This window comes from Mobiluncus curtisii ATCC 43063 (genome assembly GCF_000196535.1).
GTDB classification, from domain to species: Bacteria; Actinomycetota; Actinomycetes; order Actinomycetales; family Actinomycetaceae; genus Mobiluncus; species Mobiluncus curtisii.
Window position 1 is genome coordinate 2,068,556 of the sequence record NC_014246.1, and the last position, 12,620, is coordinate 2,081,175.

Annotated in this window: 10 protein-coding genes; 3 read left to right on the forward strand and 7 right to left on the reverse strand. The window is 55.6% G+C overall.

Annotated elements, in window-relative coordinates:
• Positions 1–21: 21 nt before the first annotated feature.
• From HMPREF0573_RS08975 to aspA, 3 genes are all read right to left on the reverse strand, one after another.
• Entirely contained in the window at positions 22–2,472 is a 2,451-nt protein-coding gene (locus HMPREF0573_RS08975; RefSeq protein ID WP_004006663.1) for an ATP-dependent DNA helicase RecG, read from the reverse strand.
• A gap of 86 nt (positions 2,473–2,558) precedes the next feature.
• Positions 2,559–4,178, reverse strand: a complete 1,620-nt coding sequence (locus HMPREF0573_RS08980) for a hypothetical protein (protein WP_013189628.1) — start codon at positions 4,176–4,178, stop codon at positions 2,559–2,561.
• Between the two features lie 167 nt (positions 4,179–4,345).
• Entirely contained in the window at positions 4,346–5,791 is a 1,446-nt protein-coding gene (gene aspA, locus HMPREF0573_RS08985; protein ID WP_004010576.1) for an aspartate ammonia-lyase, read from the reverse strand.
• 267 nt (positions 5,792–6,058) lie between these two features.
• Here aspA and rpmB point away from each other — a divergent pair, with 267 nt between their 5' ends.
• Positions 6,059–6,256 (forward strand): 50S ribosomal protein L28, encoded by a 198-nt coding sequence (gene rpmB, locus HMPREF0573_RS08990; protein WP_036324183.1) that lies wholly within the window; start codon positions 6,059–6,061, stop codon positions 6,254–6,256.
• A gap of 181 nt (positions 6,257–6,437) precedes the next feature.
• Positions 6,438–6,935, forward strand: a complete 498-nt coding sequence (tpx, locus tag HMPREF0573_RS08995) for a thiol peroxidase (protein WP_004010575.1) — start codon at positions 6,438–6,440, stop codon at positions 6,933–6,935.
• Positions 6,936–6,983: 48 nt separating this feature from the next.
• Here the strand turns inward: tpx and HMPREF0573_RS09000 are convergent, their stop codons facing one another.
• From HMPREF0573_RS09000 to infC, 4 genes are read right to left on the reverse strand one after another with little or no spacing between them, the layout of a single operon-like run.
• Positions 6,984–7,811 carry a TrmH family RNA methyltransferase gene (locus tag HMPREF0573_RS09000; protein WP_004010574.1) on the reverse strand — a complete coding sequence of 276 codons (828 nt, stop codon included), beginning with the start codon at positions 7,809–7,811 and terminating at the stop codon, positions 6,984–6,986.
• A 26-nt stretch (positions 7,812–7,837) separates the two neighbouring features.
• Entirely contained in the window at positions 7,838–8,221 is a 384-nt protein-coding gene (gene rplT, locus HMPREF0573_RS09005; protein ID WP_004006657.1) for a 50S ribosomal protein L20, read from the reverse strand.
• 19 nt (positions 8,222–8,240) lie between these two features.
• The gene (gene rpmI / locus HMPREF0573_RS09010; RefSeq protein ID WP_004006656.1) at positions 8,241–8,435 is read right to left on the reverse strand and encodes a 50S ribosomal protein L35; all 195 of its coding nucleotides are present in this window, start codon (positions 8,433–8,435) and stop codon (positions 8,241–8,243) included.
• A gap of 1 nt (position 8,436) precedes the next feature.
• Positions 8,437–9,540 carry a translation initiation factor IF-3 gene (gene infC / locus HMPREF0573_RS09015; RefSeq protein ID WP_013189629.1) on the reverse strand — a complete coding sequence of 368 codons (1,104 nt, stop codon included), beginning with the start codon at positions 9,538–9,540 and terminating at the stop codon, positions 8,437–8,439.
• 403 nt (positions 9,541–9,943) lie between these two features.
• Between infC and HMPREF0573_RS09020 the strand changes: the two genes are divergently transcribed.
• Complete coding sequence (locus HMPREF0573_RS09020) at positions 9,944–12,619, forward strand: sodium-translocating pyrophosphatase (RefSeq protein ID WP_414018031.1); 2,676 nt, start codon at positions 9,944–9,946, stop codon at positions 12,617–12,619.
• Position 12,620 lies beyond the last annotated feature (1 nt).

Below are 12,620 nucleotides of genomic sequence, written 5' to 3' on the forward strand. Positions count from 1 at the left end.
AAACACGCCTACCGTACTCCCCTATGACTTGGTGAGATTCTGGGCACCATCCCCCAGCTCAAATACCAGCCTAGCCAACTCTGGATGAGCGCTAAGCTGTGGGTCTGCCGCGACCAATGCCGCCGCCGCAACTTTCGCGGCAGTAATAACTTCCGCATCATTAACCAAGGAAAGCACTTTCAGTCGGGAGCGGCGACCCGACTGGTTCTGTCCCAGCACGTCACCCTCTCGCCGGATAGTCAAGTCGGCTTCAGCCAGCGCAAATCCATCCCGGCTCGCCGCAAAAGCGCACAAACGTGCCAGAGCCGGAGACAGTGTCCCCGCCCCCGCTAGTGCCATCATTTCCGGCAGATTGCCCGAAACGGGTGGGAAATCCAGGGGGGCAATAGCGAGGCAAACGCCAGGTCGAGAACCGCGACCAATCCGCCCTCGTAGCTGATGTAGCTGCGAAATCCCGTAGCGGTCTGCATCCAAGATGATCATCATGGAGGCTTCGGGCACATCCATGCCGACTTCCACAACCGTGGTGGACACCAACAGTGGGGTGCGACCCGCGGCAAAGTCTGACACTGCCTGTTGTTTGGCGGCAGAATCCAGGTTGGAATGCGCCACCCCGATAGGAACATCCCTGAATATAGGCAGGGCAGCCAGTCGCGCCGCGGTCTGGGTGACGGTGTGCAGAATCCGGTCGGGCTCCAGTGCCTCGAGTTCACCGAACCCCGCTAAATCATCACCCCAACTGGTTTGCACCGCAGGTTTCCGAGTTTTCCGGTCACCTTGCGGCGGATGCCGAGAATCACTGGAGGAAACAGGGTTCTGTCCCGTGGCATCCGGCGCAATCTTGGGGCAGAGCACATAAACACGTCCCCCCTGTTTGATTTCTTCCGCGGCTCGGCTCCAGGCACGTGTGACCCACCGTACATTTGCCTCATTGACCAGGAACGTCTGAACCTCCGCACGCCCCGCGGGCAGCTGACGCAATACGGAAACATCCAGGTCCCCAAACACGGTCATGGCGACGGTTCGCGGTATCGGGGTAGCGGTCATCGTCAAGAAATGCGGCGCTCTCTCCCCTCTCGTCAGCAGGGCGCCACGTTGTTCCACCCCAAAACGGTGCTGTTCGTCAACTACAACCAAGGCCAGTCGGGATAACTGCAGCGACTCAGTCAGCAGGGCCTGAGTTCCCACCACCAGCATCGGCTCACCGGCCGCACCCCGGTCTGCAATTTCTCGTTTCTCCGGGGCGGGTGTTGACCCGGTCAGTAAACGCAGTGGGACATTATCCGTGCCGGGCTGTTCCCCGGAAAGACCCCCCAGAGGGTCAGCCAGGTCCCCTAACAGCCGATTCAAGGTCTGAAAATGCTGGTGGGCAAGGACTTCGGTGGGCGCCATGAAAGCCGCCTGAAAACCGTTTTGTACCGCGGCGAGACATGCCAAAGCCGACACTACGGTCTTGCCCGACCCGACTTCCCCCTGCAACAGTCGATTCATCGGAACTTCGCGGGCAATATCCCCGGCGATTTCTTCCCAAACCTGGCGTTGCCCCGCAGTGAGCTGGAAAGGCAACCCCGCCACGGCTTGTGCGACCAAGTCACCAGGTTCCCCGTCTGAGTCCGTACTCGACTCGAAAACATCCTGCGAAACCGGCAAGGACCAGGCCGGATGGGATTGAATCTGATTACGGGCTTTCGCCAGAGCTGCCCCCAGCGTGAAAGCCTCGCGGAAACGCAGATAGTCCAGCGCCGCTTGGTATTGAGCATCAGTCTCCGGGTGGTGCAGACCGAGCAAAGCTGTGTAGGCATCAGGGAGGTTCCTCTCCCGGCGCAGCGAGTCGGGAATAGCTTCGGGAATCTCCGCAGGGTTTACCATCAGCAGCTGCGCGTCGATAATTTTCCCAATCTTCCACGAGGGTAGACCCGCGGTGGCGTGATATAGCGGCTGGGGTTGGGTCGAAAGTGTTTTCACGATCTCCGGGTCATAATCGGCAAGCACCCGATATTCCGGATGAGCCAAGAAGGCTTCACTGGCAAGGCTGTCTGGTTTCCCCGAAAGCCGCCCGGCAAAAACCGCTAACGTTCCCTTTTCCAGGCGATTTGCATGCAGATTTAAGGCGTTGGGATGTTTCGCAAAGAAACGCACGGTCAGGCGGTTAGCTCTCTGACCCCACAAGTCCGGACGGGCACCTCCCTCGTTGCGCGCATCGGTTTCCAGTTGGTCCTGCAGGGTTACCGTGAGCATGGCTTTGTCGTGACGACGAGTCCAGCCCAAGTGCGAGTCCATGACCACCGCAAAAACGGTGACATCCGTTCCGGGAATCAGCGAGTCAAAATTTGTCAGTTCCCCCCACCTATAAGTCCGTCGTGGCGGATACCAGAGCAGGTCACCCAAGGTTAGCACTCCTAGGTGAGCGAATTTGGAGACGACAGACTTCGCCTTAATTATCCGCTCGAGAGGGGTCTGCAAGTTAACCATGATTTCACCCTATCAGGGAGCCTCGCACCGAAAATTCGAAAGTTTTGAGAAATGGAAGACCGTCACAGTCAGACCGGGGTCAGGCTTCAAAATCTGACCCCGATGTAGGTGGAGCCAGGCTGTCCTCCGTAGTAGGCAACCAGTTCGATATCGGCATAGTTCGCCAAAGCAAGCTGCAAATTCATCCGGTCCGTACTGACGTTTCCAGAACTGATTACTGCGTGGAGTTCCCGGTTTGGTCCCAGATCATTGACCAGATCCCGGATTTGGGTATCTAGGTCATGGTGGGACAAAGGCTCAACACGGATGCCGGCTTTCAAATCCCGGCAAGCAGTTTCCAGATCGCGCAATTGCTCCAGATTCTCGCCACGAAATTGCTTCCCCTGCAGAGATTGCACCAGCCACGCAGCACTCAGTTCGTCTTCGGTGTCGGCCACCATCACGGGAGAATCCGATAACTCGGCATCATCCAGAGAATCACGCATCGTCAGAGCCATTTTTCGCGTTTCGGGGTCAGCAGGAATGATGAGAGCAGCGCGACCTTTCGGGAGAGAACGCCACGCCCAGCAAATCTGTTCGGAATTTTCCGTCCCCAAAAGGACCGTGGCTCCCGCCCTCGCGTAGGTCTCTACCAGTGCCGGAGCGGCGCTGAGAACCAGCAGACCGGGGGTCACCAACGGAGCCTGACGGGCAGCAAAGTCAGACAGCACCACCACATTGTCAAAATCAGCAGTGAGTCGAGTCAGGGGATCTTCATCGCCTTCGAAAGCCTCGGGGTTCCTTCCGAGATGGTGAATCAACACCGCCCCGTGCGGATATGGCAGGGCTGCCAGCGGTGATGGAGTGTGTACGTGAGCCACGAAACGACCCGCTCCAATTCCATCCAGAACCTTACATATCAGCACTTCGGAACTGGCTGCTCGCAGACTTTCCCGCAGTTTTCCGGTGGGCATGTCCAGGGCTTCAAAATGGAAAGTAGCGCCAAATTCGCCGCCCGGCACCGTGTGACGCAGACTTTCCGCAACGCTACGCGATCGATTAGCCCAATCACTCAGCATGGCTTGTACCGTGGAAACATTGGTGGGAACGTCCCCTTCAGCCGTTGCCGCCAAGTCTGCCAAAGAGGCAAAAATCAAACACGCACCTGCCAGACCAGCATCCCCCACCCCACCGTGGGCATCAGCAGAATCAATAGTGGCCTCCTGCGCACAAACCAAAGCCGTGTCCACGACTTGAGACAACGTCAATAATTCCAGCTCCGATAGCTGTTCTGAAACGGTAGTAATCAATCGGGACAACCCAAATTCCCAAGTATCTGACCCGCTGACTTCTCGAAACGCCCTGTCCATAGCGTCGACGGACATCAGCAAATCAGCAGGACGCACCACCGGTGCATCCCCCCAAGCTTCAGCACAGGCCGCAAAACCGGAAGCGAGAAAAATTCCGACCGAACCGTGGGGAAATTTCGCCACTTCGCGACTCACCGCAGCCATAAATTCGGCAGGACGCAGCGGAAGGGGCAAGGTTTGAGTCGCCCGTGTCGCCACCGCCCAAGAGTTCGCCAGATTGGTCCCGGTATTAAAGTTTGGCACCGGAAAAGTGTTGAGATCATCCAACAATTCCCGCGCCTGGTTCAGGACCGCCCCCGTGCGCACGCACCACTCACGCAGGTCATTAGTCTCTAGCTTTTGTCGCGCGGTATCCAAACTGTTCCCCTCTGTTTTCTTTCCAAGTTACCCGCTATCGACCAATTTTTCCGATTCCCATTCCGGTTTCTGCCCGCTTCGCGCCGTGACCAACATATTGGTCCCACTGCCGCTACCCGAAACGACAATGGGACCAATCGGACTCGGGAACTGTCCTCACCACGCATTCAACGCGAAGGCAAACCTCTTTCCTCGTCACCCCAAACCTTGCCAGTGTAGTGGGGACTCATGAGGGACTCTACACTGAGCACTTCGTCAAGTTCCGTAGCGCTCATCAGACCTTTCTCGATTACCAGTTCTTTGACGGATTTGCCTGTCTTGGCAGCTTCCTTACCAATCAAATCACCATTATGGTGACCGATAATGTCATTGAGGTAGGTGACAATACCGATGGAATTGTGTACGTAAGCCTCGCAGACTTCGGGATTCGCGGTGATACCGTCAATGCACTTGGTGCGCAAGGTGTCGATAGCGTTGGTCAGCAGCTCAATAGATTCGAACATGCATTGAGCGGCAGCTGGTTCCATCACGTTTAGCTGCAGCTGCCCCGCAGCGGCAGCATGGGTGAGGGCAACATCGTTGCCCATAACTTTAAAACAGACTTGATCGACAACCTCGGGAATGACCGGGTTGACTTTGGCAGGCATAATCGAGGAACCCGGCTGCATCTCGGGAAGATTAATTTCGTGCAGACCACAGCGGGGACCCGACGAAAGCAGCCGCAAATCATCACAAATTTTTGACAGTTTGGATGCCAACCGCTTCAGCACCGCATGGACTGCCAGGTAAGCACCGTTATCCGAAGTGGCCTCTAACAGGTTCGTCGCCGGAACAATGTCGTAACCGGTCACCTCCGCCAGCTTTTGGCACGCGACTTGTGGATAACCCTCCGGGGTGTTCACGCCGGTGCCGATAGCGGTCGCGCCCAGGTTCATTTCCAGCAGTAAATCTCCCGCCACTGACAAACGTGTCAGTTCCTCGGTCATGTTGACCGAAAAACCATTGAATTCTTGCCCCAACGTCATCGGAACAGCGTCCTGGAGCTGGGTGCGCCCCATTTTCAGGATGTCTTTAAACTCCTCGCCTTTACGTGCAAAAGCCTCGGACAGTTCCCGCACCGCCCGCTCGACCCCACGCAGCAAGGTAAACACCGCCACCCGAAACCCGGTGGGATAGGCATCATTGGTAGATTGGCTCTTGTTCACATGGTCATTGGGATTAATGATGTCGTAGCGACCTTTTTCATAGCCCAACAGTTCCAGCGCCAAGTTTGCCACAACTTCGTTCGTGTTCATGTTCACCGAGGTGCCCGCCCCACCCTGGAACACGTCCACCGGGAACTGATCCATCGCGCGACCTTTCACCAGCACTTCATCGCAGCCAGCCACAATGGCACGGGCAATGTCATGAGGCAGTACGTGCAGTTCCTCGTTCGCTAACGCCACAGCCTTTTTGACCTGGACCATGGCGCGTACGAATTCGGGAACATCTTGAATCTTCTTGCCCGAGATATGGAAATTCTCGATTGCCCGCAAGGTTTGTACTCCATAGTATGCGTCCTCAGGAATTTCTCGTTTCCCGAGCAAGTCCTCTTCGATACGCCCAGTCATCATCGCTCCTATCTGTTTTCTCGGATAAAGGATTTGTACGCGCGATTTACCAGGACTGCATTGTCCTGACAGTCTCATTCTAGTCTGCGAGTTCAACGCCGTGTTTGGAACTACCGTAGTCTTGGAGTCGTGCGACAACACGCCTCCAAAGTGGGATACGATTTGAAAATCAGCGGGTTTTGCCTTATCATAGTGAGGTTGCTCGTTTAGAGCTGCGGGTTCAACCCCGTGAATGGCTTTGAAAAATTACAGGAAATCAGAGGTAAGAACATGGCTGCGGTATGCGATGTATGTGGAAAAGGTCCCGGTTTCGGGATGAGCGTGTCTCACTCTCACCGGCGCAACAAGCGTCGTTTCAACCCGAACATTCAGCGGGTTCGCGCCATCGTCGAGGGCACTCCCCGTCATTTGAACGTGTGCACCAAGTGCATTAAGTCCAATCGAGTGGTGCGTAATACGGGTCGCTAACCCCAATTCACTTCTTGAATGCCGCGTCAGGGTCCGCCCTTGGCGCGGTATTTGTTTTCAGCAAATGCAGCAGTCTCTTCCCGCCACGAACGTGTGATTCGGGTTTTGGCGTTAATTTAGACTCACCCCGGCACCGCTATGGTTTGACCTGACCGGGATGGGACACTGTTAGGATGGGTATATGGCAACAACTCATTTGCAAGGTAATCCCGTAAACACTGTTGGTTCACTGCCCGCGGTGGGTTCTCCCGCCCCGGATTTCGTGACCGTCAAACAGGACTTGTCCGAAGTGAAATTGTCTGATTTACGTGGCAAGACTGTGCTTCTCAATATTTTCCCCTCTATCGATACGGGGGTTTGCGCGGCTTCTGTACGTCGTTTCAACGCCGAAACCGCCCAGCTCGAGGGAGTGGAAGTCATCTGTGTTTCGCGTGACCTTCCTTTCGCCCTAGGTCGGTTTTGCGCTGCAGAAGGGATTGATCACGTCACCACGACTTCAGCCTTCCGTTCCAGTTTTGGTGAAGATTACGGCGTGCAGATAGCTGACTCCCCTATGGCAGGCTTATTCGCACGGTCTATCGTGATTGTTGATCCGAACGGTGTGGTGAAATACACGCAGCTGGTCGACGAAATCACCACGGATCCTAACTTTGAAGATGCGCTAAAAGCACTGAACTAGGCTCCCCCGTTTACGTGCCGAATCCGCAGCGACCGGGAAAACCACCGGCTACATCCGTTGCGCAACCGCACTCATCCACAAGCACAAGGTCGCTGCGGACGTCACGTTTAGGGACTCGGCACGCCCAAACATGGGAATGGACACCAGCACGTCGCACCAGGACTCCTCAGTTGCGTCCAGTCCGTGTGCCTCGTTACCCATGACCCAGGCGACTTTCTTGTTGCTCCAAGTCCCGGCAGTAACGGGAGTCAGCATGACGTCTCCGGATAGGGACGTGCCCACGATGGTCCATCCCTCGGATCGCAGAGCCTTCACCACCGCTGCCAAATCCTGGAACCGCGGGGTGGGAACATGGAACACACTGCCCACCGAGGCACGGATTACTTTCGGGCTGGTCGCGTCTGCGCAATCCTGCCCCATAAACACTGTCGATGCCCCACAAGCATCAGCCAGCCGAATCAGCGTCCCCACGTTACCGGGGTCTTGGGTGGCAGGCAAAATCAAAGCCAAACTTCCCTCGGGAGAGCCTGTCACAGACGGAAAAGCCTCGAAACGCGCCACTGCAATCCACCCTTGTGCAGCGTCACTCAGAGCCTTCTCAACTTGCGGGGAAACAGTATGTATATGCAGTCCCCCAGCGGATACCGTGGACTGCGCGAATTCCAGCAGTTCCGGACGAGTCGCAGCACCCGCCTCAGTCACATATAAATCTGTGACTGCCCCCTGGGGCGCACAGTGCAGCAGCTCAGTGACTGCTTGGGGACCTTCCACCCGGGTCAGTCCCGAACGAAGGCGCGCGGAACGCCGCGAAAGCCCCGCCACCTTCCGGATGCGATCGCTTCCGGGGTTGTCGAGAATTTCGCGGCGTTCTACCATAGAGTTTTGCTCGATAAACGCTGGGCTTAGGCAGCCGCGGGAGCGTTTACATCTTTGGGCAGGGCAGCTTGAGCTGCCTTAACCAATTCATTGAAAGCAGCAATGTCGCTCACTGCCAGTTCTGCCAGCATCCGACGATCGACTTCGATACCAGCCAGACGCAGACCCTGCATGAAGCGGTTGTAGGTCATACCCTGGGCGCGGCAAGCCGCATTGATGCGGGTAATCCACAAGCGACGGAAGTCGCCTTTGCGGACCTTGCGGTCCCGGTAGTTATACACAAAACTGTGGGTGACCTGTTCCTTAGCCTTGCGGTACAGGCGGGAACGCTGACCGCGGTAGCCCTCGGCCCGTTCCAGAGTGGTGCGGCGTTTCTTGTGAGCATTTACTGCGCGCTTGACACGTGCCATGATTTATCTCCTTTTTCCTTTACTTACCCAACAGCTTCTTCATACGTTTCACGTCAGCGGGAGCCACGACCTGATCCTGGCTGAGGCGACGAGTGCGCCGAGACGACTTATGTTCCAGCAGGTGACGCTTATTAGTCTGTTCACGCATCAGTTTGCCGGAGCCAGTAACACGAATCCGCTTTTTAGTCCCAGAATGGGTTTTATTCTTTGGCATATTATTTCTCCTCTTTCTTAAGCGGGGCCTTCTTGGTGGCCGGTTTATCGGTTTTGCCCGCGGTTGTCTTGGGGGCAGATTTTTTGGTAGTACTAGTCGTTTTCCGGGCAGGAGTCTTGGCACTGCTCTCAGCAGGGGCATCGCTCGCCTTTGCAGTTTTAGCAGCGGTCTTTGTCGCAGTCTTGGCGGCTGTCTTCCGTGCCGGGGCTTTCCGCGTTGCCGGTTTTTCGCCAACCTCCGGGCTTTGGGCAGCCGCTGGACTCTGTGCAGCAGGTTTTTCCGCTGCCGCCGAAGTTTCTGGATTCACAGAGCTGGCAGGTTTCTTTCGGGCTGGCGCTTTCGCCGGCTTTACATCAGCAGGCTCTGTAGCTTTAGGAGCCGCGGCGCTCAGGTTGCTCGAACCGAGTTGGTCAAATGTCAACGGCTTCAAAACCGGGGCGTTTGCCTGTTGTGCCACCCGCTGCTGATTCCGTAACGCCCGTTCCGCCTTAGCGTCACGCTTCGCTTGACGTTCGTCCTCACGGCGCTTGCGCTGCTGGCTCATGGCGTCAGTCTTTTTCTTAACCGGACCAATCACCATAGTCATAGAACGACCGTCTTGACGGGGGGCAGACTCGACAACACCATCATCCGCGATGTCCTCAGCCAAGCGTTCTAAAAGTTTGATTCCCATTTCCGGGCGGCTCTGTTCCCGTCCCCGGAACTTAATCATGATTTTGACTTTGTCTCCGCCGTTGAGGAAGCGCAGAATGTGACCCTTTTTCACTTCGTAGTCGTGACTGTCAATCTTAAGTCCCAGGCGAATTTCTTTCAGTTGGGTACTGGCTTGATTCCGGCGCTGATCACGAGCCTTTTGCGCGGCTTCGTACTTGTATTTGCCGTAATCCATCAGTTTGCAAACTGGCGGATGCGCATCGGGAGCGACTTCCACCAGGTCCAGACCGGCGTCATCAGCTAAAGAGACGGCCTTCATGGTGGCCACCACTCCGATTTGTTCGCCGTTGACACCAACCAGGCGCACTTCGGGCACCCGAATTTGGTCATTAATCCTTACGTCAGTAATGAGGACTCCTTGCTTGTAACCACGCCGCGAACCAAAGCACACGCAAAGTTACCCCGCAACCGTGGCATAGAAAGCACAGCCGAGCGCTTTAGACCATAACCCAAGACGTGCGTCCCTCAGGAAACTACACCGGGTGGAGGTGGGAAAACTTTCCGCTTACTTCGGCATACAGCCGAACGGAGTTGATTCTAGCGCATCCACGAGGTTTTCGCACATTTCGGTTGCCTGAAACGCGACTGGAACGAACGGAACCGCAACCGCGCAAAGATTTCCTGTAATGACAACGAAGGCTACTGCACTTGTGACAGCCCGACTTGACATTGTCAGGAACAACCCCAAGCTTCCGCTTAGAATCCCCCAAAATACCGGAAATACCTCCTAAAATTACAAACAAGGTAACGACCTATGGAAACGAGGCTGACCAATGATTCCTAGCTTAAAGGTTATGGATGCAAGCCCGACAGGGGTATTCCCGCTAATCAGCGCAAAACCAGGCGACGGACCCGGCGGCGGGGAGGCAAACCTGGTGCTTCCCGATTTGTCCCTCGCTAACGTTCACGGCATAGCCGGTACCAGCTTGCTAATCTTTGGCATGATAGTGTGCCTGGCAGGTCTGGCATTTGGAATCGTGACGTTTTTTAAACTCCGCAGCCTACCAGTGCATCAATCCATGCTAGAAGTAGCGGAACTCATTTACTCCACTTGCAAAGCCTACCTGGTGAAGCAAGGCAAATTCCTGTTGCTGCTGTGGGCTTTCATCACGGTAATCATTCTCATTTACTACAAGGTACTGGTGGGATTTAGCTGGGGCAAAGTCGGAATTGTGGTGTTGTTCAGCCTGTTGGGGATGGGCGGATCGTTTGCCGTTGCCTGGTTTGGCATTCGGGTCAACACTTTTGCTAACGCCCGGGCAGCTTTTGCCTCGCTGCGCGGCAAGCCCTACCCTGTCCACCAGATTCCGCTGCAGGCCGGGATGTCCATCGGTACCGTGCTGATTTCCCTCGAGCTATTCATGATGCTGGTTATTCTGGTGTTCCTGCCCGCTGACGTGGCTGGTTCGTGTTTCATCGGTTTCGCTATCGGAGAGTCCCTGGGAGCGTCCGCCCTGCGTATCGCCGGGGGTATCTTTACCAAGATTGCCGATATTGGCGCGGACCTCATGAAGATTGTGTTCAAAATTGACGAGGACGACCCGCGTAACCCTGGGGTTATCGCAGACTGCACCGGGGACAATGCCGGAGATTCGGTGGGACCTTCCGCTGACGGCTTTGAAACTTACGGAGTCACCGGTGTAGCCCTGGTAACTTACGTCATCCTGGCAGTCCCCGACACTTCCATTCAGGCGCTGTTGCTGGTGTGGATTTTTACGGTGCGCGCGGCAATGATTCTGGGTGCGGCACTGGCGTACGCCCTCAATGCCCTGTGGGTCAAAGGGCGTTATGGTGACGCGAAACGCATGAACTTTGAGACCCCCTTGACTACGCTGGTCTGGCTGACTTCGATGCTATGCATCGTGTTGATTTTCCTGGTGACTTTCTTTGTACTGGGTGAGCAAGGCAACCACCTGTGGCTGAAACTGGCGACCATCATTACCTGCGGGACCCTCGCGGGGGCATTGATTCCTGAACTTGTGAAAGTATTTACCTCTACCAAAGCGCGTTTCGTGCGGGAAACGGTGAAATCTTCTCGTGAGGGCGGTGCCTCGCTAAACATTTTGTCCGGCATGGTTTCCGGCAATATGTCCGGGTACTGGCTGGGGATGACGATAGTGGGTTTGATGGGAATTGCCTTCCTAATCTCCCTGCTGATACCGCAATCCCTGATGGCATCTCCGGCAGTGTTCGCTTTTGGACTGGTAGCTTTTGGTTTCTTGGGGATGGGTCCGGTAACCATCGCCGTGGACTCTTACGGTCCTGTCACTGACAATGCCCAATCTGTCTATGAACTCTCGCGTATCGAATCGGTCGAGAACATCGAAGCCGAGCTGATGTCAGACTTCACTATTAAACCCGCATGGGACACCGCGAAACTCATGCTGGAGGACAATGATGGGGCGGGCAACACGTTTAAAGCCACGGCAAAGCCGGTTCTCATCGGCACCGCCGTAGTGGGCGCCACCACCATGATTTTCTCCATCATCATGACCCTCACGAATCGTTTGCAGGACACACAAGCCGTGGGCAATCTCTCCCTGCTGCACGCTCCTTTCCTGCTGGGGTTGATTACCGGAGGTGCCGTCATTTACTGGTTCTCCGGGGCCTCTATCCAGGCGGTAACGACCGGGGCAAACCGCGCCGTGGCGTTTATCAAAGATAATATCCACCTTGATGCCAGCAGCGAACGGGCCTCCGAAAAGGACAGCCGCGCGGTGGTAGAAATTTGTACACAGTACGCTCAGCAGGGGATGCTGCTTATCTTCCTGGCAGTGTTCTTTGCCACGCTGTCTTTCGCCTTTGCCGAGCCGTTCTTTTTCATCGGCTACCTGATTTCTATCGCTATTTTTGGTTTGTACCAAGCCATATTTATGGCTAATGCCGGCGGGGCTTGGGACAACGCGAAAAAGGTCGTGGAAGTCGATTTGCATATGAAGGGCACCGAACTGCACGATGCGACTATCGTCGGTGATACGGTCGGCGATCCGTTCAAGGACACGTCCTCGGTAGCTCTCAACCCGATTATCAAATTCACCACCCTGTTTGGTCTGTTGGCAGTGGAATTGGCAGTGAGTCTGACGAACCAGGGTCAGGCACGGCTGGTGCATATCCTAGCTGGGGTCTTTTTTGTGGCTTCAGCCTACTTCGTGTGGTGCAGTTTCTATCATATGCGTATCCGTGGGGCCTCTCGGGACGCTATGCATGATCACGAACCGCCGGTTGACACCGAGTTGAACGGGATTCCCAGTGTTAAGAATCGGGTCGCCCGTTCCTCATTCAAGGCGATTCCTCGCCCCGGAGGCATTGAAGCCCCCATCGACGCGGCCGCGCTGGACGAAATCCTCGAGGCATCACCGTCAGACACCGACCTTTTGAAACACGTTCCCGACCTCGAATTAACGGCAGAGCCATCGCAAAGTAATCCCCCGCAGCCATCCGACCAGACTGCGGAACAGAAAGGGGAATAAC

Bases quoted from the DNA above. Each gene is read 5' to 3' on its own strand.
- HMPREF0573_RS08975 (WP_004006663.1), bottom strand. From the start codon at position 2,472: ATGGTTAACTTGCAGACCCCTCTCGAGCGGATAATTAAGGCGAAGTCT.
- aspA (WP_004010576.1), bottom strand. From the start codon at position 5,791: ATGATGACTGGGCGTATCGAAGAGGACTTGCTCGGGAAACGAGAAATT.
- rpmB (WP_036324183.1), top strand. From the start codon at position 6,059: ATGGCTGCGGTATGCGATGTATGTGGAAAAGGTCCCGGTTTCGGGATG.
- tpx (WP_004010575.1), top strand. From the start codon at position 6,438: ATGGCAACAACTCATTTGCAAGGTAATCCCGTAAACACTGTTGGTTCA.
- HMPREF0573_RS09000 (WP_004010574.1), bottom strand. From the start codon at position 7,811: ATGGTAGAACGCCGCGAAATTCTCGACAACCCCGGAAGCGATCGCATC.
- rplT (WP_004006657.1), bottom strand. From the start codon at position 8,221: ATGGCACGTGTCAAGCGCGCAGTAAATGCTCACAAGAAACGCCGCACC.
- rpmI (WP_004006656.1), bottom strand. From the start codon at position 8,435: ATGCCAAAGAATAAAACCCATTCTGGGACTAAAAAGCGGATTCGTGTT.
- HMPREF0573_RS09020 (WP_414018031.1), top strand. From the start codon at position 9,944: ATGGATGCAAGCCCGACAGGGGTATTCCCGCTAATCAGCGCAAAACCA.